Annotated in this window: 19 protein-coding genes and 2 pseudogenes; 2 read left to right on the forward strand and 19 right to left on the reverse strand. The window is 71.4% G+C overall.

Going from position 1 to position 24,052, the window contains the following annotated elements; genetic code table 11:
* On the forward strand, positions 1-500 hold a 500-nt coding region (locus GEV28_RS30495; protein ID WP_291415913.1), incomplete at its 5' end, for a hypothetical protein.
* A gap of 766 nt (positions 501-1,266) precedes the next feature.
* Here GEV28_RS30495 and GEV28_RS30500 read toward each other — a convergent pair.
* The 16 genes and pseudogenes from GEV28_RS30500 to GEV28_RS30575 all read right to left on the reverse strand — a co-directional run bounded on the left by GEV28_RS30500 (position 1,267) and on the right by GEV28_RS30575 (position 21,380).
* The gene (locus tag GEV28_RS30500; protein ID WP_291415914.1) at positions 1,267-1,878 is read right to left on the reverse strand and encodes a TetR/AcrR family transcriptional regulator; all 612 of its coding nucleotides are present in this window, start codon (positions 1,876-1,878) and stop codon (positions 1,267-1,269) included.
* Positions 1,878-3,044, reverse strand: a complete 1,167-nt coding sequence (locus tag GEV28_RS30505) for an acyl-CoA dehydrogenase (protein ID WP_291415915.1) — start codon at positions 3,042-3,044, stop codon at positions 1,878-1,880. The genes GEV28_RS30500 and GEV28_RS30505 overlap by 1 nt, the downstream gene beginning before the upstream one ends.
* Before the next feature lie 23 nt (positions 3,045-3,067).
* A complete protein-coding gene (locus GEV28_RS30510) occupies positions 3,068-5,035 on the reverse strand; it encodes a biotin carboxylase N-terminal domain-containing protein (RefSeq protein ID WP_291415916.1) in 1,968 nt (655 codons plus the stop codon).
* 5 nt (positions 5,036-5,040) lie between these two features.
* On the reverse strand, positions 5,041-6,639 hold the full coding sequence (locus GEV28_RS30515) for an acyl-CoA carboxylase subunit beta (RefSeq protein WP_291415917.1): 1,599 nt from the start codon (positions 6,637-6,639) through the stop codon (positions 5,041-5,043).
* Positions 6,640-6,760: 121 nt separating this feature from the next.
* Positions 6,761-7,933, reverse strand: coding sequence for an acyl-CoA dehydrogenase family protein (locus GEV28_RS30520; protein ID WP_291415918.1), 1,173 nt, complete (start codon positions 7,931-7,933; stop codon positions 6,761-6,763).
* Positions 7,930-9,588 carry an acyclic terpene utilization AtuA family protein gene (locus GEV28_RS30525; RefSeq protein WP_291415919.1) on the reverse strand — a complete coding sequence of 553 codons (1,659 nt, stop codon included), beginning with the start codon at positions 9,586-9,588 and terminating at the stop codon, positions 7,930-7,932. Before GEV28_RS30525 ends, GEV28_RS30520 begins: the two co-directional genes overlap by 4 nt.
* Positions 9,585-10,385 carry a TIGR03084 family metal-binding protein gene (locus GEV28_RS30530; protein WP_291415920.1) on the reverse strand — a complete coding sequence of 267 codons (801 nt, stop codon included), beginning with the start codon at positions 10,383-10,385 and terminating at the stop codon, positions 9,585-9,587. The genes GEV28_RS30525 and GEV28_RS30530 overlap by 4 nt, the downstream gene beginning before the upstream one ends.
* A gap of 131 nt (positions 10,386-10,516) precedes the next feature.
* Positions 10,517-11,116 (reverse strand): DUF6082 family protein, encoded by a 600-nt coding sequence (locus GEV28_RS30535; protein ID WP_291415921.1) that lies wholly within the window; start codon positions 11,114-11,116, stop codon positions 10,517-10,519.
* A gap of 127 nt (positions 11,117-11,243) precedes the next feature.
* Positions 11,244-11,834 carry a DUF6879 family protein gene (locus GEV28_RS30540; RefSeq protein ID WP_291415922.1) on the reverse strand — a complete coding sequence of 197 codons (591 nt, stop codon included), beginning with the start codon at positions 11,832-11,834 and terminating at the stop codon, positions 11,244-11,246.
* A complete protein-coding gene (locus GEV28_RS30545) occupies positions 11,835-12,074 on the reverse strand; it encodes a hypothetical protein (RefSeq protein ID WP_291415923.1) in 240 nt (79 codons plus the stop codon).
* 140 nt (positions 12,075-12,214) lie between these two features.
* The gene (locus GEV28_RS30550) at positions 12,215-13,537 is read right to left on the reverse strand and encodes a glutamine synthetase (RefSeq protein WP_367115230.1); all 1,323 of its coding nucleotides are present in this window, start codon (positions 13,535-13,537) and stop codon (positions 12,215-12,217) included.
* Positions 13,531-15,279, reverse strand: a complete 1,749-nt coding sequence (locus GEV28_RS30555; RefSeq protein ID WP_291415924.1) for an IucA/IucC family siderophore biosynthesis protein — start codon at positions 15,277-15,279, stop codon at positions 13,531-13,533. Before GEV28_RS30555 ends, GEV28_RS30550 begins: the two co-directional genes overlap by 7 nt.
* Positions 15,280-15,403: 124 nt before the next feature.
* Positions 15,404-16,693 (reverse strand): SidA/IucD/PvdA family monooxygenase, encoded by a 1,290-nt coding sequence (locus tag GEV28_RS30560; protein ID WP_291415925.1) that lies wholly within the window; start codon positions 16,691-16,693, stop codon positions 15,404-15,406.
* Positions 16,690-18,039, reverse strand: coding sequence for an aminotransferase class V-fold PLP-dependent enzyme (locus GEV28_RS30565; RefSeq protein ID WP_291415926.1), 1,350 nt, complete (start codon positions 18,037-18,039; stop codon positions 16,690-16,692). Before GEV28_RS30565 ends, GEV28_RS30560 begins: the two co-directional genes overlap by 4 nt.
* 235 nt (positions 18,040-18,274) lie before the next feature.
* Positions 18,275-19,257: pseudogene (locus GEV28_RS30570) on the reverse strand (LLM class F420-dependent oxidoreductase).
* Positions 19,254-21,380, reverse strand: coding sequence for a prolyl oligopeptidase family serine peptidase (locus GEV28_RS30575; RefSeq protein ID WP_291415927.1), 2,127 nt, complete (start codon positions 21,378-21,380; stop codon positions 19,254-19,256). Before GEV28_RS30575 ends, GEV28_RS30570 begins: the two are co-directional and overlap by 4 nt.
* A gap of 126 nt (positions 21,381-21,506) precedes the next feature.
* Here GEV28_RS30575 and GEV28_RS30580 point away from each other — a divergent pair, with 126 nt between their 5' ends.
* Positions 21,507-22,478, forward strand: a complete 972-nt coding sequence (locus tag GEV28_RS30580) for a trypsin-like peptidase domain-containing protein (RefSeq protein ID WP_291415928.1) — start codon at positions 21,507-21,509, stop codon at positions 22,476-22,478.
* Between the two features lie 151 nt (positions 22,479-22,629).
* On the opposite strand, the gene GEV28_RS30585 is transcribed toward GEV28_RS30580, so the two are convergent.
* The 3 genes and pseudogenes from GEV28_RS30585 to GEV28_RS30595 form a co-directional block, all read right to left on the reverse strand.
* The gene (locus GEV28_RS30585; protein ID WP_291415929.1) at positions 22,630-23,001 is read right to left on the reverse strand and encodes a hypothetical protein; all 372 of its coding nucleotides are present in this window, start codon (positions 22,999-23,001) and stop codon (positions 22,630-22,632) included.
* 93 nt (positions 23,002-23,094) lie between these two features.
* A complete protein-coding gene (locus GEV28_RS30590; protein WP_291415930.1) occupies positions 23,095-23,865 on the reverse strand; it encodes an ESX secretion-associated protein EspG in 771 nt (256 codons plus the stop codon).
* Between the two features lie 7 nt (positions 23,866-23,872).
* Positions 23,873-24,052 (reverse strand): annotated as a pseudogene (locus GEV28_RS30595) (hypothetical protein); the annotation flags it as partial.

Consider the following 24,052-nt stretch of genomic DNA (forward strand, 5'->3'; position numbering starts at 1 on the left):
CGGTATGCAACAATCGCATCTACGAAGTGCCCTTTCGGCTATGGGTATCGGGGTATCAGCAACTCCGATTCTCCCAGGTCAAAGGGCACTTCTGCTGTCACGACACACTCCCGGTGACAATCCGCGCGGTGGATCCAGGCGGAGCCACCGCCGGTGGCCTCCAGGTGATCGGCGAAGGGTTCTCAGCGAGCGAACGTGCGGCGGCTGAAACACTTGCAGGACAAGGTAGAAATGTTGTCCTGCGCGCGGCCGATCCGGCAGCTGGCCGGACATCAGATCTACTCCTCGATGGTATCGCGTACGATGTGTACTCGCCTACGACAGGCAACGTTGCCCGTATCGTCAGCGCCATCGCTGCCAAGGGCTCCCAGGTTCGTGGAGGAGGTGTCGTGCTTGACCTCAGTAAGTCGCCGCTGACAACTGCCGACGTCGGAAACCTACTAGCACGAGTTCGAGGCGTCACCGACCAGATTTCTGACATCATCATACTTGGCGGCTGAGATGGCTAAGTTTCTATGCGTATGTGGTCATTCGATCTCAACGAGCGGATTGATACCAAACCCGGACGAGTGGCGAATTCTGTCCGACGTTGATTTCGACGCATTTAGCGGTCGAGTAGATATTGAAGATCTCTATACGCAATCAACAATTATGTACCGTTGCCCGGAGAGTGGTCATTTGTGGATCTTCTGGAATGGATTCGAGAGTAACCCGATTTTGTACTCTCCGTCTCCCTTGCCAAAGGGATGGGCGACCTAGCGATCTGGATATCTGAATGTGTCAAGGGTCCAGCGCCCCTCGTCGGCTTGGAGCACCATTCGTCTCAGTCGTTCGACTAGTACTACGGGGCTAGATCATTAGCGCTTGGAGGTGGAGTCGGCGCCGGACATGGACTCGACGGGCTTCGGCCTGGTGTCGACGGCGCCAGACTGACCAGTGCAGGCCGTGGGCGATGGCGTGTTCGTTGCGGGGAATGAGGTTGAGGAGTCGGCGGATCTCGGCGAGGGTGAGCGCGATCAGGCGTCGATGGATGCATGGCGCGGTTTCTGGTCCGGTTTTCTTAGGGGCCGCCTGGTGGCTGTCTCCGACACCCTTCGGGAGCGGCGGCGGGCACGAGCCGCCGCACGGTTCGCCAGGCAGTACGCAGGCAAGCGCGATGAGCACGGCGGACATGGCCACGCATCGGCGGCATGACGGTCCGCGCTGCTGGCTGTCCATATCTGCCCAACGCACCTGACATCGCAGATGGTGAGCGAAGCGAACAATTCAGCACCGCGCGTCGGCGACCGCTGCGTCCAGCATCACGGCCCACTGGCGGAGCACCCGCGCCCGCCGCCGGCTGTCGTCGGAGAGCAGGTTGGCCAGGCCCAGGCCGCGGGCCATGTCCAGGGTCGCCTGCACCGCCTCGCGCACGCCGGGCACGGACTCGTCCACGCCGAGCAGCTCCAGCGCCACCCGGTGGGTTTCTCGGCCGACATGGGCCTCCAGACCGACCACGCGGTCCCGCAGCCGATCGTCCGAGGACGCGGCCACCCACAGGTGGATGGCCGCGCGGAACACCGGTCCGGTGTAGATGTGCTCCACCATGTCGACCACGGCCTGGGTGCGGCCGGGGCCGGTGGGCAGGTCGGCGGCGTGCGACCGGAGCAGCGCCAGCCGCTCCTCGGACACGAACTCCACGGCCGAGGTCACCAGGTCCTCGCGGGTCGGGAAGTGGTGCTGGGCGGCACCACGCGACACCCCGGCCCGCTCGGCCACGACCGCGACCGTGCTGCCCGACCAGCCCAGCTCGGCCAGGCACTCGATCGCCGCCTCCAGGAGCCGCCGCCGCGTCGCGCGGCTGCGGTCCTGCTGCGGCTCGCGCAGAACCTCGGTCATCAGTACGACTTGGGCAGGCCCAGGGTGTTCTGGGCGACGAAGTTGAGGATCATCTCCCGGCTCACCGGCGCGATCCGGTTCGCCCGCGCCGCGGCGACCAGCGCGCCGAGGCCGTACTCGGCGGTGAGCCCGTTCCCACCGTGCACCTGGACCGCCGTGTCCACCGCCTTGATCGACGCCTCGGCGGCCGCGTACTTCGCCATGTTGGCCGACTCGCCGGCACCCATGTCGTCACCCGCCTCGTAGAGCGCGGCGGCCTTCTGCGTCATCACCTTTGCGAGCTCCAGCTCGATCTTGGCCTCGGCCAGCGGGTGCGCGACACCCTGGTGCGCGCCGATCGGCGTGCTCCACACCTGCCGCGTCTTTGTGTACTCGACCGCCTTGTCCAGCGCGTACCGGCCCATGCCGATGGCGAACGACGCGGCCATGATCCGCTCCGGGTTGAGCCCGGCGAACAGCTGCATCAGCGCCGCGTCCTGCGAGCCGACCAGCGCGTCCGATGGCAGCTTCACGTCGTCGAGGAACAGCATGAACTGCTTGTCCGGCGAGACGATGTCCATCTCGATCGGCTGGTACTCGAAGCCGGGCGCGTCGGTCGGCACGATGAACAGCGCGGGCTTGAGCCGGCCCGTCCTCGCGTCCTCGGTGCGCCCGACCACCATCACCGCGGCGGCCTCGTCCACCCCGGAGATGAACACCTTCCGTCCACTGAGGACCCAGCCGGTACCGGAGCCGTCGTGGCGGGCGGTGGTGGTGAGCTTGTGCGCGTTGGAGCCGGCATCCGGCTCGGTGATCGCGAACGCCATCCGCAGCGAGCCGTCGGCGAAGCGCGGCAGCCAGGTCTGCTTCTGCTCGTCGGTGCCGTACCGGCTGATGATCGTGGCGCAGATGGCCGGCGACACGACCATCAGCAGCAGCCCGCAGCCGGCGGCGGCGAGCTCCTCGGCCACCGCGGCCAGGTCGCCGATGTCGCCGCCCCCGCCGCCGTACTCCTCCGGCACGTTGACCCCCAGGTAGCCGAGCTTGCCGGCCTCGTCCCACAGCTCGCTGGTCTTCTCGCCGCTGCGGGCCTTCTTCTGGAACCACTCACCGCCGTAGCGCTTGCCGAGGTCGGCGACCGCCTTCCGCAGTGCCTGACGCTCGTCGGACTCGGTGAACGCGTTCATGACTGTGCCTCCGTTCGCTCCACTCACGACTCCTCACGGCTCACGACGGCGAGGACGCGGCCGACCTCGACCTGGTCTCCCGCGGCGACGCCGAGCTCGGTGAGCACGCCGTCGGCCGGGGCGTTGACCTGGTGCTGCATCTTCATGGCTTCCAGCCACAGCAAGGGTTGCCCGCTCGTCACCCGGTCCCCGACCGCCGCGGCCACCCGCACGACGGTGCCGGGCATCGGCGCGAGCAGCGAGCCCGCCGCCACCTGGGTGGCCGGGTCGGCGAACCGCTCCACCGGCACGAGCGACACCGAGCCGAGCGGTGAGTCCACACAGGACAGTCCGGGGTAGCTCGACACGGCGAAGCGGCGGCGCAGGCCGGTGACGTCGAGGACCACCGTGTCGGGGGTCACCTCGACGAGCCGGACGCCGGCCAGTCCCTCGGCGTCCAAGCCGTCGCGGGTGAGCCGGTAACGCACCTCGTGCTCGGTCCCGCCGACGGTGAAGCGTTTGCGCTGCGGCTGGGCGACGACGTTGCGCCACCCGCTCGGGATCCGGCCTTGCACCCGGGCGCTCGCCCGGTTCGCGGCCGCCGCGGAAAGCGCGGCGGCCAGCGCCGACAGCTGCACGGTCTCCTCGGCCGCCAGCGGGGCGGCGAGCGTGTCGAGGCCGTGCCGGTCGAAGAACGCGGTGTCGGTGTCCCCGGCCAGGAACGCGGGGTGGGTGAGGACGCGCACGAGCAGGTCGCGGTTGGTGGTGACGCCGTGCGCCTTCGCCCGGGTGAGCGCCGCGGCCAGCGCGCGGGCGGCCACGTCCCGGGTCGGTGCCAGCGAGATCACCTTGGCCAGCATCGGGTCGTAGTGCGGGCTGACCACGTCACCGCTCACGACGCCGGAGTCGAGCCGGATGCCCGTGCCCAGCGGCACGGAGAACTCCGTGGCGACGCCGGGAACCTCGAACCGGTGCAGCGTGCCGCTGTGCGGGCGCCAGTCCGCGGCGGGGTCCTCCGCGTAGAGCCGGACCTCGATCGCGTGGCCCTGCGACGGCGGCGGCCCGGCCGGCAGCGGCCTGCCCTCCGCGACGCCGACCTGCAGGCCGACGAGGTCCAGGCCGGTGACGCACTCGGTGACCGGGTGCTCGACCTGCAGCCGGGTGTTCATCTCGAGGAAGTAGAACCGGCCGTCGTCGTCGGCGAGGAACTCCACGGTGCCGGCGCCGACGTAGCCGATGGCCTTGGCCGCGTTGCGCGCCGCGGCGAACAGCTCGTCGCGCATTCCCGGGACCCGCTCGACCAGCGGTGACGGCGACTCCTCGACGATCTTCTGGTGCCGGCGCTGGATCGAGCACTCCCGCTCGCCCACCGCCCACACGGTGCCGTGCGCGTCGCACATCACCTGGACCTCGATGTGCCTACCGGTCGCGAGGTACGGCTCGCAGAACACCGTGCCGTCGCCGAATGCCGACGCCGCCTCCGACCGCGCACCCTCCATCTGGGACGCCAGCTCGTCGAGCGAGCGGACCACCCGCATGCCCCGGCCACCACCACCGGCGGACGCCTTCACCAGCACCGGCAGGTCCGCCGCGGTGATCGACGCCGGGTCCAGCTCGGCCAGCACCGGCACGCCCGCGTCGGCCATGAGCCGCTTGGACTCGATCTTCGAGCCCATCTGCTCGACGGCCTCCGGCGGCGGGCCCACCCAGGTGAGCCCGGCGTCGAGCACCGCGCGGGCGAACGCCGCGTTCTCCGACAGGAAGCCGTAGCCGGGATGGATCGCGTCCGCGCCCGCTCCCAGCGCGGCGGCGATCAGCAGGTCGGACCGCAGGTAGGTGTCCGCGGGCGCGGTGCCGGGCAGGTGCACCGCCGCGTCGGCCTCCCGCACGTGCGGCGCACCCGCGTCCGCGTCGGAGTGGACGGCGACGGTGGAGATGCCGAGCGTGCGGCAGGTGCGGAGCACCCGGCGGGCGATCTCACCCCGGTTGGCGACGAGCAGCGTGGTGATCACGGCCGTCACATCCGGAAGACGCCGAAGCCGCCGGCGCCGCTGATCGGTCCGTTGTGGATGGTCGAGAGACTGATGCCGAGCACGGTCCGGGTGTCCCGCGGGTCGATGATGCCGTCGTCGTAGAGCATGCCGGACAGGAACATCGGCAGGGACTCGGCCTCGATCTGATTCTCCACCATCGCGCGCATGGCCAGGTCCTGCTCCTCGCTGTACTCCTGGCCGCGGCTCGCCGCCGCCTGCCGGGCCACGATGGACAGCACGCCGGCGAGCTGCTGCGGGCCCATCACCGCGGACTTGGCGCTGGGCCAGGCGAACAGGAACCGCGGGTCGTAGGCCCGGCCGCACATGCCGTAGTGCCCGGCGCCGTAGGAGGCGCCCATGAGGACCGAGATGTGCGGGACCTTCGAGTTGGACACGGCGTTGATCATCATGGCGCCGTGCTTGATGATGCCGCCCTGCTCGTAGGACTTGCCGACCATGTAGCCGGTGGTGTTGTGCAGGAACAGCAGCGGCGTGTCGACCTGGTTGGCCAGCTGGATGAACTGCGCGGCCTTCTGCGACTCCTCGCTGAACAGCACGCCGCGCGCGTTGGCCAGGATGCCGACCGGGTAGCCGTGGACCTGCGCCCAGCCGGTGACGAGGCTGGCGCCGTACAAGGGCTTGAACTCGTCGAAGTCCGAGCCGTCGGCCACCCGGGCGATCACCTCGCGCGGGTCGAACGGCACCTTGAGGTCGGTCGGCACGATGCCGAGCAGGTCCTCGGGGTCGTGCTCGGGCTCGGCGTAGCCGGCCACCGGCTCGGGCCCGTGCTTGCGCCAGTTCAGCCGGGCGACGATCCGCCGGCCGATGCGGATCGCGTCCTCCTCGTCGACCGCGAGGTAGTCGGCGAGGCCCGAGGTGCGGGCGTGCATCTCGGCGCCGCCCAGTGACTCGTCGTCGGACTCCTCGCCGGTGGCCATCTTCACGAGCGGCGGGCCGCCGAGGAACACCTTGGCGCGTTCCTTGACCATCACCACGTAGTCCGACATGCCCGGCAGGTAGGCGCCGCCCGCGGTGGAGTTGCCGAACACGAGCGCGACGGTCGGGGTCCGCGCGGCCGAGGCGCGGGTGAGGTCGCGGAAGATCCGCCCGCCCGGGATGAAGATCTCCTTCTGGGTCGGCAGGTCCGCGCCGCCGGACTCGACGAGGTTGATCGTGGGGAGCCGGTTCTGCGCGGCGATGTCGGCGGCCCGGTAGGACTTCTTGGCCGTCCACGGGTTGCTGGCGCCGCCCTTGACGGTGGGGTCGCTGCCGCAGACCAGGCACTCGACGCCCTCGACCACGCCGATGCCGGTGACCACGCTGGCGCCGACCTTGTAGTCGCTGCCCCATGCCGCGAGCGGGGAGAGCTCGAGGAACGGCGAGTCCGGGTCGAGCAGCATCTCGACGCGCTCGCGCACCAGCATCTTGCCGCGCTTTCGGTGCCGGTCGACGTACTTGTCCCCGCCGCCCGCCACCGCCTTGGCGTGCTCCGTCTCGATCTCCGCGAGCTTGGCGAGCATGGCGTCGCGGTTGGCCGCGTGGTCGGCGGCCTTCGTGTCCACCGTGGACTGAAGAGTCGTCATGCTGTGCTCATTGGTTCGCTTCGTTCCTCCGCTACTCGCCGTCTTCCCTCGTCGCGTGCTCGGCGCTGGCGCGCCTGCGCGCGCTCCTCAGTCCAGACGGCGAACGCTCCGTCACTCCCGCTCACGTATACCCCAACACTTTCGCGGCCAGGCCGGTGAGGATCTCGGTGGTGCCGCCGCCGATGCCGAGGATCCGGACGTCCCGGTAGTGGCGCTCCACCTCGGACTCCCGCATGTAGCCGAGGCCGCCGTGCAGCTGGACCGCCTCGTTGACGACCCACTCACCGGCCTCGACCGCGGTGTTCTTGGCGAAGCAGGCCTCGGCGACCATCGGCTCGCCCGCGGCGTACCGGACGGCGACGTCGTGGGTGTAGGTGCGGGCAACGTCGACCCGGCGGGCCATCTCGGTGAGCTTGTGCTGCACGACCTGGCGCGAGATCAGCGGCCGGCCGAACGTCTCACGCAGCCGGCACCACTCGACGGTCAGGTCGAGCGCGCGCTGCGCGGTGGCGTAGGCCTGCACGGCGAGCGCGAGCCGCTCGGTGACGAAGTGGGTGGCAACCTGGGCGAACCCCTCGCCCTCCCGCCCCACGAGGTTCTCGGCGGGGACCCGTACGTCCACGTAGGACAGCTCGGCGGTGTCCGAGCAGAGCCAGCCCATCTTGTCGAGCTTGCGGGTGACCGTGAAGCCGGGCGTGCCGCGCTCGACGACCAGCAGCGACAGGCCGTGCGCGCCGGCCTGGTCGGGACCCTCGCCGGTGCGGACGACCGTCGTGACGAAGTCGGCACGGCAGCCGGAGGTGATGAACGTCTTGGCGCCGTTGACGACGTAGTGGTCGCCGTCCCCCCCGGAAGAAATACGCTTCGCGCTGGTGCGCACGCTCGCGACATCGGAGCCGCCGTCGGGCTCGGTGACCGCGAGCGAGCCGATCAGCTCGCCGGCGAGCGTCGGCTTCACCCAGCGCTCGATCTGCGCGGGATCGCCGGCGCTGGCGATGTGCGGCAGCGCGATCCCGGAGGTGAACAGGCCCGCGACCACGCCACCGGAGCCGCCCGCGTAGTGGATCTCCTCGGTGACGGTCATGGCGTCGATGACGTCACCGCCCCCACCGCCCGCCGCCTCCGGGAAGGCGACGCCGAGCAGGCCGAGCGCGCCGGCCTTGCGGTGCAGGTCGCGCGGCAGCTCACCGTCGCGCTCCCACCGGTCGAGGTTGGGGACCACTTCGGACTCGACGAACCGCCGGGTGGTCTCGCGGAGCGCTTTCCGCTCAGGGGTCCGGAATGGATCCGTCACAGCAGTGCCTCCGGTATGTCGACGTGCCGGGAGCGCAGCCACTCGCCGAGCGACTTGGCCTGCGGGTCGAACCGGGTGGACGCCGCCACACCCTGGCCGAGCAGGCCGTGCAGCACGAAGTTGACCGCGGTCAGGTTGGGCAGCGGGTGCCGCTCGATGTCGAGGTCCTTGGCCTCGGGCAGCAGCTCGCGGAGCCGGTCGACGGTCAGCTCGGCGGCCAGCCACGGGTAGGCGGCCGGGTCGCGGACCCACACGCCGAGGTTGGCGTCGCCACCCTTGTCGCCGGAGCGGGCGCCGACAATCGTGCCCAGCGGCACCCGACGGGTCGGCCCGGCCTGGTACGCCGGCTCGGCAGGGGACTCGGCGGCGGCGCCGCCGAACGTGACGGGTGGGTCGATCGTCCGCCGCTCGCCGTCGGGCAGGACGGCGACCTGCTCGATCACCTGCTGGGACACGTACTCCGGCCGGTACACGCCGACCGGGGTGCCGTCGGCGGGTGGCGAGGTGAGCGTGAAGCCCGGGTAGGAGGCGAGCGCCAGCTCGACCGAGGCGCGGGAGAACGCCTTGGCGCGCTTGGGGTCCGGGGTCTTGATGGTGACGTGCAGCAGCGCGCTCGCCGCCTCCTCGGTGTCCGCGTCGGCGTGGTCGGTGCGGGCGAGCGTCCACACCAGACCCTCGGCGCCGACCGCCTCGGTGAGCTGGCGGCGAGCCAGTGCGGCCTTCTCCTCGATGTCGAGTCCACACAGGACGAACGTCATGCTGTTGCGGAACCCGTCGAGGGTGTTGACGCAGACCTTGACCGTGTCCGGCGGCGCCTCGCCCTTGACGCCGGTGATCGCGACCCGGTCCTCGCCCGCCTGGGTGAGCCGGATCGTGTCGAAGCGGCTGGTGACGTCCGGGCCGAGGTAGCGCGGGCCGCCGATCTCGTACAGCAGCTGTGCTTTCACGGTGTCGACGGTGACCGCGCCGCCGGTGCCGGTGTGCTTGGTGATGACCGCTTCACCGGTCGCGTCGATCTCGGCGATCGGGAACCCGGGATGCGTGCGGTCCGCGACCTCGGTGAAGAACGCGAAGTTGCCGCCGGTCGCCTGGGTGCCGCACTCGATGACGTGCCCGGCGACGGTGGCGCCGGCGAGCTGGTCGAGGTCCTGGCGCCCCCAGCCGAAGTGCGCGGCGGCGGGCCCGGCGATGAGCGAGGCGTCGGTGACCCGGCCGGTGACGACGATGTCGGCGCCTGTGTTCAGGCACTCGACGATGCCCCAGCAGCCGAGGTAGGCGTTGGCGGTGAGCGCGCCGGGGAAGCCGTGCTCGAGCAGGTCGTCACCCTCCACATGGGACACCTTCACCTCGAGCCCCAGCCTCGTCGCGAGATCGCGGACGGCCTGCGCGAGGCCGGCCGGGTTGAGCCCGCCCGCGTTGGTGACGATCCTGACGTTCTTGTCGATGGCGAGCCCGAGGCCCTCCTCGAGCTGGCTGAGGAAGGTGCGGGCGTAGCCGCGGCCGGGGTCCTTCATCCGGTCCCGGCCGAGGATGAGCATGGTGAGCTCGGCGAGATAGTCGCCGGTGAGATAGTCGAGCTCGCCGCCGGTGAGCATCTCCTTCATGGCCGCGAACCGGTCCCCGTAGAAGCCGGACGCGTTGCCGATCCTGATCATGAGCGCGCCGCCCGTCCGTCGCCGGGCGGGCCCGCGAACGCTTGCGCGATGTCGAGCCATGTGTCGGCGTCCGGTCCGGTGGCGACGAGTGCCGTGTCGGCCCGGTTGATGCGCTGGGTGACCAGCAGGCAGAAGTCGAGCGCCGGTCCGGTGACCCGCTGCGCCGCGTCGGCCGGGCCCCAGGTCCACACCTCGCCGCCCGGCCCGGTCAGCTCGACCCGGAACGGCTCGGTGGGCGGCGCGAGCCGCCGGACGAGGTGGGCGAAGTCGCGGGTCCGCACGCCGATGTGCGCGACGTGCCGCAGCCGGGCGGTCGGCTCCCGCCGGGCAGCCAGGGCGTCGGCGATGTCGCAGCCGTGTGCCCAGGTCTCCATCAGCCGGGCGGTGGCCATCGACGCGGCCGACATCGACGGGCCGTACCAGGGGAGCTTGGTGCCGTCGGGCACCGCCAGCAGCGCCTTGGCGAGGTCCGCGCGGCCGCGGCGCCAGCTGTCGAGCAGCTCGTCCGGCGGTGCCGCTGCACCGGTGGCGGCGGCCTCGTCGACGAACTTGTCCATCTGGGTCATCGGCGCGCCGGCCGCGGCCTGGGCCACCTCGGCCAGGAACGCGTCGCCGTCGGTGACCGTGAGCAACGCCCGCTGGTCGGTCCAGGCCAGGTGCGCCACCTGGTGCGCGACGGTCCAGCCCACTGCGGGCGTCTGCGTTGCCCAGCCGTCGTCGGGAAGCCCGCTGACCAGGGCGTCTATCTCGGCACCCTCGGCACGGAGGTCGGCAACCAGCGCGTTGAGCTCCACCACGGGGTCAACGATGGCACGGGGCCCGTCCCCATTTCAAGCATGCGTGCTTGTTTTTTTGAGACCGCCACCGACGACGACATCAGCACAGCGTGGACACGCCCGTGCGACGGCAACACGGTGTCGCGGCCGCATCATCGACGATGCAACAACGGCCGGATGCCCATCGCCAGGACAGCCACCGAGGCCCCGCCGCCAGGGCGGCGCGGAGGGACCGCGTTCCTGTATGCGTGGTCAATCAGCCGCGTGAAGAAGTCCTCGTCGGCATCACTCTCCGTGACAGCAATCCGGGCTGCCCGGGCCTTGGTCCAGAACAAGTACACATCACGACTTGTCATCAGGTATGCCAATGCTCCGCGAAGCTCGTCCACCTCAATAGTCGTCTTCGTCTCGTATGCGACCTTCTGCAAGTTGAGAATGAGATTGCAGTAATGATCCTTCTTGGTCTCTCCCACATTTGGTTCGATGGGCGGCCACACTTCCAGGAGCTCTGGATCCTCGATCGCCATCTTGATCAGCTCCGTGTGGAGCTGCCGCAATGCGACTTCGCTGCTCCGTCGCTGTTCATCCTTCAGTATTCCGAGTTCTTCCCGTTGGTTCTGCAACTCTCGCTGCTGAAGCGCAAGCGTCAGCACGATACCCCCGAACGCGATCCCAGAGAAAAGCACGCCGACCGGCGTCAGAGCTTGTCCGATGTCAGACCAGCGACGCAAAGTCTGGTTGTCGGCACGCACCAGGAGAACGATGGGAACCAGAATACTAGCGAAGACAAGGCTGACACCCAAGAGTACGGAAACGACGAGGACTGTTTTCCGCAGTACTCCTCGGCGCATGGCGCGTACGTTAGCATCAGTACGACGACTATTTGCCACCTATTGACGGCAGGAACCTGCCGATAGGTACGGCATGCCGTCTAAGCTGGGCCGTCGTCCGCTCCAGACGCTCAAGAGTCTCGGCATCCTCCACGAGCCACCCACCGACTTGACGACCATCGGTGCCGTAGTCGTGCACCAACGCCGTCGTCCGGTCGAAAAGCAAGAAGTCGAAGTACTCCTCGTTGGGAAGCGACACTTCCGACCCGACCTGGACGACCTCTATGTTCTCGCCCATCTGCTCGCGAATCCTGTAGCTGATCATCTCGTATCGCAGATACGGCGTCAACGGCAGCTTGATGAGTCGTACACGAGCATACTTAAGCCGCCTGGACTTTACTCCCTCATACAACGGCCGATCTGTCTCCGCCTCGTTCTCGAGCATTTTCGCCGCATTGGCGACGTTCCCCAACTTGTACTCGCTATGAGACTTGTTGGACTCCTGCTCCTGGTACGTCTGCCAACACTCAAGCTTGAGAAACCTCGACGCAAGGTTGTTCCATGCATCGGAAAATTCGATGGCGAATGTCTCCAGCGAAAGACGCTTCCCCAATCTCGTGGCCCACTCCGGCGGTATCATCTAGTCGTCCGGTATATACTTCTTGGCAGCAATCAGCATATGACGAGGAACTCGCACGATCCGTTCGTTGTCGGCACAGTTCGCATCGACCAAGGGACGGCGGCCAAGTTCATCGGTAATATCCGGACCAATTACGGCAAATGATCCGTCATCGAGCTCCAGAAGATCTGGTGATCCGCTCACCCCGGTGGTGTCGCCACGCTCCGCTGGAGTCTTACCAATTCGGCGAATCGCTCTCATTCTCGCGCCCCTGATCACACTGGCCGCTACCGCACACGTTGACAGACCTCCATTTTACGCGGCGCACCGCGTGACCAACCATCCTCCGTTGGGGTTGAGTGGTGACGTCACAACCTTGCGGCCTTCGGCGATGGGCGGGTTCATGTCCTCCGGTCCCCGCGCCGGCGCTGCCAGTCGGTCACCGTCTCCAGGCAGGTCGTCAGCTCCTCGGCCAGCAGCGCCACCCGGGCGTCGACCATCGCGTCGCCCAGGAGCTTGCGCGCCAGGGCGGACTCGTCCAGGGCGCGGAGCGCGGTCCACGGGGTGTCGTGCAGGCGGCCCGGGGCCGGCGCGGCCAGCTCTTCCTCGATGCCCCACAGGCCCGCCGCCAGCAACGCGGCGACCACCAGGTGCGGCTGCGCGTCGGCGCCGGCGAAGCGGGCCTCGATGCGCAGCGCGTCACCCGAGCCGGCGATGCGGACCGCCGCCGTGCGGTCGTCGGCGCCGGCCCGCACGTCGCGCGGTGCGAAGGGGGCCGTCCGCAGGCGGACGTAGGAGTTCCACGTCGGGGCCCAGATCGCGGTCAGGTCGGGCGCGGCGGTGAGCACGCCCGCGGCGAAGCGGTCGAGCAGCCCGGCCGACCACGGCCGATCATCCACATCGGACAGCGAGAGGTGCACGTGACACGAGCTCCCCGCGCCGGCCCGCTCGGCGGCGAGGTAGCCCGCCCGCACGCCGTGCGCGGCCGCCGCCCGGCGGATCACCAGCTGCTGCAGCATCGCGTCATCGCACGCGGCCAAGGCGTCGCGGTGGCCCAGGACGCTCTCGTACTGCCCGGGGTGGCACTCGCCGCGCCGGGACTCCACGCCGAGACCGAGCGCGTCCACATCGGACCGGACGGCGGCGAGCAACGGTCGCACCGCGTCCAGGCCGCCGGTCGCGTAGTCCAGGCCCGCCGACACCACCGGCGAGCCGTCGGCGCCGGTGAAGGTGACCTCGTGCTCCAGGCCCACCGACGGCACGAACTCGCGCGACTCGGCGACCCGCAGCTGGTCACCCAGCACGGTCCGCGGCGCGATCGGCACCGGCCGCCCGTCCGGCCAGTCGACGTCGCACACCACGAGCCAGGTGCCGGGCGCACCCGGCAGCGGCGCCAAGGTGGCGAGATCCGGCCGCATCCGCAGGTCGCCGTAGGTGTCGGTGTAGGGCGCGAACACCGGCGCGGCCACGGCCTCCCGTTCCGGCGTCCACGCGAACACGTAACTGCACACCCCGTAGCCGGACGGCAGCACCGTGTCGAGGAAGAACGGGGCACCGACCTCGACGGCGGCGAACCGGGCGTGCGGGTCGGGCACGAGCAGCACCACCGCGGTGACCGCCCCACCATCCACTTCGGACCGCAGCGCGTCGGCCAGCGCCGGGACGGCCGCGGACCGGGCCGCAAGCGTTCGCGGGCCGCCCGGACGCTCGTGCGCGATCACCACGCGCCGTCCGGGGCGGGGCCAGCAAGCGGGTTGGCGGCCCGGCCGTACCGGACGTCGAACTCGTCGTCCCGGTCGACCTTGTCGAACCCCTGGCCCGCCAGGTGCTCGCGGTTGAGCGTCACCCGCTCCACATCGGGCGCGAACAGCTGGCACGCGTCGAACCGGTGCATGGTCTCCGGATGCTCGTCGCGGTAGCGGCCGACGATCTCCCGGACCTGCGCCCACAAGACCGGACGCGGGTACCCGAGGTCGTCGAGCAGGACCTCCGCCCAGAACCGCAGCTGGCCGGCGAACACCGAGCTGAACAGCGACTGGGCCAGCAGGTGCGGCGCCCAGCGCAGCATGTCGGCACCTGCCTCGGCGGCGAGCAGGGCGTACTCCGGAACCTCCTCGTCGAGCAGGTCGACGCCCTGCGCGAAGTCCTTGATCGCCACCCGCAGGGGCATCCCCCGGTCGTCGGCGATGAGGATCAGGTTCTGGCCGTGCGGGCAGAACCCGACGCCGTAGCGCAACAGCCAGTGCAGCAACGGGGTGAGCAGCAGGTCGAGCACGCGACCCAGCCAGTCCGAGACGTCCACACCGGACTCGCGGACCATCCGGCTGAGGACCGCCTCGCCGTCCGGCCCGCGGTAGGGCAGCGCGGCGAACGAGACCGCCCGCTCCCCCGGGCCCAGGCGGGTGCGGATCGGCTCGCGCCACAGCGCGCCGAGCGTCTCGTGGAACCGGTAGGGCAGCTCGGCCAGGTTGCCCAGCAGCGGGTGCCGCACGGACACGCTCGCCACCTCGCCGAGCAGCTCGAACCGGTACTTCTCGCGCAGCATCGGGTCGGCGGCGCCGATGTCCCGCAGCCAGGTGGTGACCGCGGGTGCGGCGAGCGTCGCGGCGGCCGCGAGTCCTCTGTAGACGAGGGTGTTGCGCACCGACACCGCGGTCTTCACGTCCCGCCGGGTGGGATGGCTGGCGTTGGCCAGCGTCCGGACGGTCTGGTGCGGCCGGTAGCGGTCGACGCTCTCGCCGAGCGGCACGACGGCCCCCGACGCCAGCTCGGCGGCGTAAAGCGTGCCGATGATCTCGTCGGCCTGCCACGGGTGCACCGGCACGAGCACGAACTGGCTCGGGTCGGTCAGCGGCGCGCGCAGCTCGGCCAGCCGGTCGCCGAGCTCCTCGGTGAGCAGCCGCTCCTCGGACAGCTCCGCGACGCACCGGAACGACGCGTGGTCGCGGTGCACGCCGAACCAGCGCAGCGGGAACTCCGGGGCGGCCTCGGGGGCGTAGCGCTCCCGGTCGGGCGCGGAGAAGCCGACCCGTCCCTTGTTGAGCACGAGCCGGGGATGCCCGGTGAGGTGCCCGTCGGCCCGGTCGTAGTCCATGGTGGACAGTGTGGCGGCGGTGGGCGCGCGGCCGATGCGGGTGGCCTCGTTGGTGACCGTCGCGGTCAGCTCGGCCAGCACGTCGGCGAGCCGCAACCCGGTGAGCCCCAACCGTTCCCGCGCGTCGACCACCAGCGTGCACGGGTCGGTGGCCGGCTCGCCGTCGCGGGTGGCACTCCCCGGCTCGACGTGCCACGACTCGAACGCTCCGCGCCGGGCCCGGAACCGGTACTCGACACCGCCGGGCAACGCGAGCAGCCAGCCGCCGTCCGCCTCCACCGGCTCCAGCAGGCCCTCGTAGCTCAGCTCACCCAGCATCTTGTGCACGATCAACGACCCGGCCATGACCCAAGACCCGCGCACAGTGCTCATGGTTCGCTCCGCTCCTCCGCTACTCGCTGCCCCGCCGTCCAATGAACTCGCTCCGTGCGATGCTCGGCGCTGGCGCGCCTGCGCTTCTCCTCCGTCCAGACAGCGAACGCTCCGTCACTCTCGCTCACGGCCCCTCCAGCCCGAACGTGGTGAAGGCGGTGCGGTCGGGCAGCGGGTAGACCGCCCTGCCGCACACCGCGTTGAGGATCCGCGCCGAGCGCCACGCGGCGAGCCCGAGGTCCGGCGCGCCGACCCCGTGCGTGTGCCGCTCGGCGTTCTGCACGAACAGCGACCCACCGGCGTCGGCACCGTCGTCGAGGTGCACCCGGTAGTCGGCGTCGACCGCGATCCGGCCGGCCGCGTCGCGCTCGATCCGGCCGGCGAACGGGGCGACGAGCTCGCCGAGGTCGCGCTCGCGGTAGCCGGTGGCGCACACGACCGCGTCGGTGGTGACGGTGGCCTTGCGGTCCTGCTGGACGTGCCGCAGCTCCAGCTCGACCCGGCCGGCCCGCTCGGCGGCAGCGGTGACCTCCACACCCGGCGCCAGCGACACCGAAGGCCAGCCGCCGCCGACCGTGCGCTCGTAGAGCTCGTCGTAGATGTCGGCGATCGTGTCGGCGCTGATCGCCTTGTACAGCTGCCATTGCGCGGGCACGAGCCGGTCGCGGGTCGGTTCGTCGAGACCGTGGAAGAAGCGCACGTAGTCGGGCGTGAACTGCTCGAGGCCGAGCTTGGAGTACTCCATCGGCGCGAACGCCTGCGTGCGGGTGAGCCAGCGCAGGGTGCCGCGGCCGGGCGGCCGGGCGCGCAGCAGGTCGAGGAACACCTCGGCGCCGGACTGCCCCGAGCCGACGACCGTGACGTCCGCCGCCTCGACCAGGCGCCGCCGGGCCGGCAGGTAGTCCGCGGAGTGCAGGATCCGGTTGCCCGCCAGGTGTTCCAGCGGGTCGGGCAGCACGGGCTCGGTGCCGACGCCGAGCACGACGTTGCGGGCGCTCACCCGGCCGCCGGGCTCGACGTCGAGCTCGAACACGTCGCCGGACCGGCGGATGCTCGTCACGTGCCGGCCGAACCTGGCGCTGGTGATCCTGGTGACGGCCCAGGCGCAGTAGTCCTCGTACTCCGCGCGCGGGATGTGGAAGCGCTCGGCGAAGTAGAAGGGGAACAGCCGGCCGCGGTCGCGCAGGTAGCTGAGGAACGACAGCGGGTGCGCGGGCTCGACGAGCGACACGAGGTCGGCGAGGAAGGGCACCTGGAGCGCGGCGCCCTCGATCATGAGGCCGGGATGCCAGCGGAACTCGGGGTCCTGCTCGAAGAACGCGGTGTGCAGGTGCTCGATCGGCTCGGCGAGGGCGGCGAGGGAGAGGTTGAACGGGCCGATGCCGACCCCCGCGATGTCCAGCGGGCCGGTCATGTCGTGCTGGCGACCAGGTCGAGCAGGCCGCGGTAGTCGTCGATGGTGGCGCGCGGGTTCAGCAGGGTGAGCTTGAGCCACACCTGGCCGTCGATCGTGGCGCGGCCGACCACCGCGGTGCCGTCCTCGAGGAGCCGGCGCCGCACGGCCGCGACGTCGCCGCGCACCGGGCGGACCAGGACGGTGGACAGCGTCGGCTCGCCCCACAGGTGCAGGCCCGGGTGCCGCCGCGCCTCGCGGGCCACCTCCTGGGCGAGCGCGCAGCAGCGCTCCACGAGCATGGCGAGCCCGCGGCGGCCGAGGGCGCGGAGGGTGACGGCGATCTTGAGGCAGTCGGGGCGGCGGGAGGTGCGGATGGAGCGGCCGAGGAGGTCGGGGATGCCGGCCTCGGTGTCGTCGCCCGCGTTGAGGTAGTCGGCGCGGACGTCCAGCGCGGTGATCGGGTTCCGCGTCGCGAGGATCCCGGCGGCGATGGGCTGCCAGCCGAACTTGTGCAGGTCGACGGCGACCGAGTCGGCGTGCTCGAGCCCGGCGAGCCGCGGCGCGAGACGGTCGCTGAACAGGGCGGCGCCCCCGTAGGCGGCGTCGACGTGCAGCCAGGCCCCGGCCCGCCGCGCCGCCGCGGCGATCTCCGGCAGCGGGTCGACGGCCCCGGTGTCCGTGGTGCCGGCCGTGGCGACGACGACCTCGTCGCCGGTCGGGTCGAGCAGGTCGGCCCGCATCCGGCCGGCATCGGTGTCGATCAGCCGCGGCGCGGGGAGCCCGAGCAGCCACGCGGCCCTGGCGACGCTGTGGTGGGCGTTGCGCCCGCAGACGAGCCTGGTCCTGCCGTGCTCGCGCGCGAGGAGCAGCCCGAGCAGGTTGGACTCGGTGCCACCGCTGGTGACCACCGCGTCCGGCTGGTCCCGCTCGGGGAAGCACAGCCGGGCGAGGGTGGCGGTGAGCTCCCGCTCCAGCGCGCTGGCGACCGGGGCCTGGTCCCAGGAGTCCATGGACGGGTTGAGCACGCTGCCCACCAGGTCCGCCGCCGCCGCGACGGCGAGGGTGGGGCCGTGCAGGTGGGCCGCGCACCACGGGTGGGCGGGATCGACGGAACCGGCGGTGAGGATCCGGGTGAGCTCGTCGAGCGCCGCCGCCTCCCCCACGCCCTGGTGCGGAAGCAGCTCGATCCCGTCCAGCGCGGCGGCCACCGCCGGCAGGCCGCCGGCCGGGATCGGACCGGTGCGCGCCGCGGCCGTCTGCGCCATGGCGTCCAGCGCCACGGTGGCCAACGCGCGCACCCGGTCCGCACCGGCGGCGCCGGCGGACAGCTGCGGTTCGTCGGAGGCGTCTAGCGAAACCCGCAATCTGACCCCATTCTTAGGTTCACCCAGGTCGTGTCTCGTGGGTCCTCGGTCGATGGGATTCGTGATCCAGATGTCTCCTGGCAAGGCAGAGGAAGGCCGCTCATACCGGGTTGTATTTGGGTCTTCCGACAACGCGGCCAGGGGGCATCTGGGCGCGAATACCGCGATCGAGATCCACGAGACACGGCCTACTTGAGGCCACAATACGGCCGCCACCTGACGATCCACTACCGGGTCAGGCCGGCGCCAGCGACCGGACCAGCTGCATCGGGTCGGCCCCCGTCGGCAGCACCGAGATGACCGGAGTGTCCAACCCGGACTCGACATACGCGGCCACCCGCTCCCGGCACTTCTCCACCGGTCCGTGCACGATCAGGTCGTCCACCACCGAGTCGGGGATCGCCGCGTTGGCCGCGACCCGCTCGCCCGCCGCCCACGCCTCGTGCATCGGCGCCAGCGCGTCGCCTCGGCCCAGCCAGTCGTGGAACGCCGCGTACACCGGCACGGTGAGGTAGCTGCTGATGAGCATCCGGCCGAGCCCCCGCGCGGCCTCGGCGTCCTCGGTGGGGCACACGAAGATCCGGGCCACGAGCTCGCCCTCGGCCCCCAGCTCGGCCCGGACGGTCGGGACGTCGGAGGGCGCCAGCCAGTTGGTGATCGCCCCGTCGGCCTCGCGCGCGGCCAGCCGCAGCATGCCGGGCCGCAGCGCCGCCAGCACGATCGGCGGTGGCGGGGTCGGCGGCCGTTCCAGGCGGAACTTCGACACCGTGAACGTCTGGTAGGACTCGCTGACCTTGTCGCCGAGAGCGCCGCCCGCAGGAACCGCAGCGTGTCCCGCGCCCGCGCGTAGGGATCGGTGAACGGGACGGCGTTCCAGCCCGTCACGATCGTCGGCGTCGACGTGCCGACGCCCAGCACGAACCGGCCCGGCGCGAGCTCGGCGATCGTCGCCGCCTGCATCGCCAGCAGGCCCGGCCCACGCGTGTAGACCGGCGCGATCGCCGTGCCCAGCCGCAGACCTGCCGAAGACCCGCTCGCGGGGTCGAGCGTCGAACGAGTCCACTCGGCGGTCAGCGCGAGCGGCGTGAACGCGTCCGTCCCGGCGGTCTCCGCCGACCACACGTCGGTGTAGCCGAGGTCGGGCAGCTCCCGCACCAGGTCGCGGTGCGCGGCGAGCGGCACGCCGGTCAGCGGCAGCGTGATCCCCCAGCGGTTCACCGCGCCACCTCCGCGGCCAGGCCCAGCGCGTCGCGCAGCCACCGGACCTGCATCAGCATGAAGTTCTCCGCCACCTCGTCGTCCTGCGGGGTCATGTGCGTGACGCCGGGCAGCGGCAGCAGCGCGTGCGGCCGGCCGGCGGCGACCAGCGCGGCGGACAGCCGCACCGAGTGCGCCACCACCACGTTGTCGTCCGCGAGCCCGTGGATGATCAGCAGCGGCCGCTCCAGCTTCGGCGCGTCGTCGATCAGCGAGTTGCGGTCGTAGACCGCCGGCTCCTCGTCCGGATGGCCCAGATATCGCTCCGTGTAATGGGTGTCGTAGAGCCGCCAGTCGGTCACCGGCGCACCCGCGATCGCCGCGTGGAACACGTCCGGCCTGCGCAGCACCGCCAGCGCCGCGAGGTAGCCGCCGTAGGACCAGCCCCGGATGGCCACAGTGGACAGATCGAGGTCCGGGAACTCCGCCGCGGCCGCCCGCAGCGCGTCGACCTGGTCGTCGAGCGTGGCGCCGGCGAAGTCGCGCACGACCTCCCGGTCCCACGCCGGCCCGCGGCCGGGCGTGCCGCGGCCGTCCGCGATGAGCACCGCGAAGCCCTGGTCGGCGAGCCACTGCGGGCCGAGGTAGGCGTTGCGGCTGGCCATGACCCGCTGCGCGTGCGGCCCGCCGTAGGGGTCGAGCAGCACCGGGAGCTTCCCGCTGCCCGGCTCGTACCCGGTCGGGAACAGCAGCGCGGCCCGCAGCTCCCGCTCGCCGAGGGTCAGCAGCCGCAGGTTCGGCGTGACGCCCGGGTCCACCGCGAGCGACTCGATGCCGGCGACCCGCTCGTCGCCGCGCAGCACGTCGGTCACCGAACCGGGCCGCTCCAGCGTCCACGACGACAGCACGGTCACGTCGCCGCCGCGCACCGCGCCGTGCACACCGTCCGATGTGGACATCCGGGTGATGCCGGCGTCGTCCACCCGGTACACGTGCACCTGCGTCGGGTCGGACTCGGTGGCGGTGAACAGGATGTCCGCACCCACATCGAGCACCGAGCGCACCTGCATCGACGGCGGGGTGACCTCCTTGTCGTCGACGACGAGCCGGTAGCCGCCCTGGCTCACCCCGATCCGCACGAGCCGGCCGTCGGGCGTCCACGCCGGCACGCCGGGCGCGATGTCCACCCAGACGTCGTCGGTCTCGGTGGCGAGCAGCGTCGTGGCGCCGGTGTCCGGGTCGACCGAGCGGATCTCCGTCCGCCTCTGGTCCCGGGTCTGCAGCGCGACCAGCGGCGGACCGCCCGCGCTCCAGTGCGCGGTGACGAGGTAGGGCAGGTCGCCGCCGTGCCAGTCGACGTCGACCCGGGAGATCCGCTCCCGGTCGAGGCTCAGGATCGCGAGCCGGACCTCGACGTTGTCCGTGCCCGCGGCCGGGTAGGACACGACGTTGGGCGTGGCCTCGGGGTTGGCCGGGTCGGCGATGTGCCAGCGGCGCACCGGGCTCTTGTCGGTGAACGCGACGAGCAGCCGGGTGCCGTCCGGTGACCACCAGTACCCGCGCGAGCGGCTCATCTCCTCGGCGGCGATGAACTCCGCGACGCCGCACGCCTGGTCCGGCCCGCCCGGCTCGGCGAGCGCGCGGTCGCCGGTGCCGTCCACGCCGATCACCCGCAGCGCGCCGCCCGCGACGTAGGCGACGTGCCGGCCGGTCGGGTCGGGCCGCGGGTCGATCACGCCGGCGGCGGTGTCGAGCCCACGGGTCTCGCCGGTGACCGCGTCGGCGACGAAGAGCGTGCCGGACAGCGCGAACGCGGCGACCCGCACGTCGGCGTCGGTGGCGTTGCCGACCACCCCGCCGGCCTGCTCGCGGCTGCGCTCGCGGCGGGCCCGCTCCTCCGGCGGCAGGTCCTCGGTGTAGGTGGGGCCGCCGCCACCGAGCAGCACGTGCGGGTCGGCGAGCCGGCTCTCGGTGCCGGTGGCGACATCGAGCCGCCACAGGATGTGCCGGCGGTCCTCACCGGAGGCCGAGCGCAGGAACAGAACGCGCGAGCCGTCCGGCGACACCTGGAACCCACGCGGCGAGCCGAGGGTGAACCGCTGGGTCCTGGCCTGGAGGCGGAGGAATGAGCTCTCGTTGGTCACCCCCAGACCTTATGTGGTGCTCAGGCGGGGTTCGACGGTTCGCTCCTCATGTTCGCCAAGGGACTTCTTGGCGATCCCTCCGCGTACTCACAGGCTCTTCCCAGGCAGCGGGCTCACGGTGGAGGCATGACCGAGACATACCTGCCACCGAGGCAACCCCCGGTGCCACCCTGGAACTATCCGACCCCCAACTACCTCCCTCCGCAGCCGCCGACCCCGCCGGCACCGCCGTCGGGACAGCCGCAGCCGCCGAGGAACCGCTTCCGCCGCAACACGATCGCGCTCCTCGCCGCCGCCACGCTCGCCGCGGGCGGGATCGGCGGCACGATCGGCGCGCTGGTCGCCGGTGACGACGGCGGGACGGCCACCACGCCCGTCGCGGCGTCCAGCACCTCCGACACGAAGGCGACCGACGTCAGCGCGGTCGTCGACAAGGTCAGGAACAGCGTGGTCCAGGTGAACATGCGGACCGCGAACGCCCAGGGCATCGGCTCCGGCGTGATCATCAGCGCCGACGGCAGGATCCTCACGAACAACCACGTCGTCGCCGGCGCCGAGCAGCTGACCGTGACGCTCGCCGACGGCCGCGAGGTGCCCGCGTCCGTGGTCGGCACCGACCCGGCGAGCGACCTGGCGGTGATCCAGGCCAAGGGGGTCTCGGGGCTGACCGTGGCGAAGTTCGGCGACTCCGACGCCGTGCACGTGGGCGACGAGGTCATCGCCATCGGCTCGCCGGGCGGCCTGCAGGGCACCGTCACCACCGGCATCGTCAGCGCGCTGGACCGCGAGGTGAAGGTGCCGGCCGAGGAGCAGCAGCCGCAGGAGCAGCAAGGCCTCCCGTTCGGCGTGCCGGGGCAGGGCAACGGCGGCTCCGGCTCCGGCTCCGGGAACACCGTGACCTACCACGCCATCCAGACCGACGCGTCGATCAACCAGGGCAACTCCGGCGGCCCGCTGTTCGACAGCGCCGGCGAGGTCATCGGCATCAACTCGGCGATGTACTCGCCGGTGTCCGGCCCGGACGGGTCAGCGGGCAGCGTCGGGATCGGGTTCGCCATCCCGAGCAACGATGCCCAGAAGGTGATCGACAAGCTGTGAGCCACCGACCGTGATGCTCGCCCGCCGCGCCTCGGCCACCGCCAGGGACGCGCGGGTGAGCAGCCAGTCGGCCCGCCTCGTTCGTCGTCGCGCCCGCCGCGCCGCCCCGAGCAGCGCAGCACTGCCGGCGACGAGGACGATCCCGGCGAGCTCAACGAGCACGGTGCAACCTCACGTCGGCCCGCACCCCTTGGTCGTCGAGCCCCTGCCGCACCTTGCCGATGAGCCTGCGGTGCACGACGTCCCGGAGCAGCCGCGGCGTGAGGACGGTGAGCGGCCGGGTGAGCGCACTTTCCTTGTGCGCCAACTCGAAGAGGTTGAGAATCTCGACCGACACCAGGTGCCTGGCGCCGACCCCGAAGGTGCGCGAGAGCTCCGGCGGAAGCGCGTCGACCTCATCGGCCACGACCTCGGCCCGCGCCTCCACCCGCCGCACGTCCACCCGCAGCCGGCGCACCTCACGCACCGCCAGGCCGAGAACCCCGAACCCCACCGCGACAAGCACCAGCCCGACGACCGACATCGCCTCCACCTCCGCCGCGCCACGCTACGGCCCACATGCCCTGAACGACGCGCTCGGGACGTTGGACGTCCCGAGCGCGTCGTTCAGGGCATGTCAGCCACGCAGGTCGCGGTGCATCTCCTGCAGGCGGCGGACCAGGTCGGCGCGTGCGGCCGGGGCCACCAGGACCCGGTGCTCGCCGCCGCCCGCCTCGGTCATGTGGTTGAGCCAGCGGCCGTTGGGGGTGTCCGCGTACCGGAGCGGGTAGGCGACGGGACGCCGCCTGGCCATCCGGTCGCGTACCGCCACGAACAGCTCGCCGCCGCCCGTGGTGGGCTGGGCGGCGATCTGCTGGACGGCCCGCACGGACGGCGGCGCCGGGCGGCTGCCCACGCCGGCCTCGGTGCGGTGCCGGCCGCCCACCGCCGCGAGGGCCTCCGAGCGCAGGATGCTGTGCGCCTCGCCACGCGCAGGGGGAACGTCGGGCGTCTGCGCGACCAGCACCTCCGGCAGCGAGTCCGGCCGGATCTGGTTCAGCCGCACCGTGTCGCCCTCGCGGATGGCGAGGATCGCCTCTCGGCCGATGGCGGCCGCGAGCACGGCGCGGGTGGTGTCGCCCTCGTTGATCCAGCCGTAGAACTCCGCACCGGCCCGGCACAGCACGGTGAGCGACGCGACCAGCTCCACGTCGGGCCGGCCGGAGCGGTCGAACAGCCCCAGCCGGGTGAGCTCGGCGCGGGTCGCGGACTCGATCCGCTGCTCCTCGTCCCTCGGCCGCCACACCGCCTGCGGTTTCAGGGTGACGTGCAGCTCGCCCATGTTCTCCCGCCGCACCAACCGGGACAGCGAGTCGGTGCGCAGGGTGAGCGGTTTCGCGAGAACCATCGGCGCCCTACTCGCCGATCACCGGCGGCGCGGTGACCTCGTCGGTGCCGAACGTCTCGTGCGGGTCCGGCTCGACCAGGAACGACGGCCGCTGGTGCTCGCCGTCCCCCTCGTCGCGGCCGCCGCGGCCGCCGCCCATCCCGCCGCCGTGCATGCCACCCGGGCCGCGGCCACCGGCACCGCCACG

Source organism: Actinophytocola sp., assembly GCF_009379765.1.
Taxonomy (GTDB): domain Bacteria; phylum Actinomycetota; class Actinomycetes; order Mycobacteriales; family Pseudonocardiaceae; genus Actinophytocola.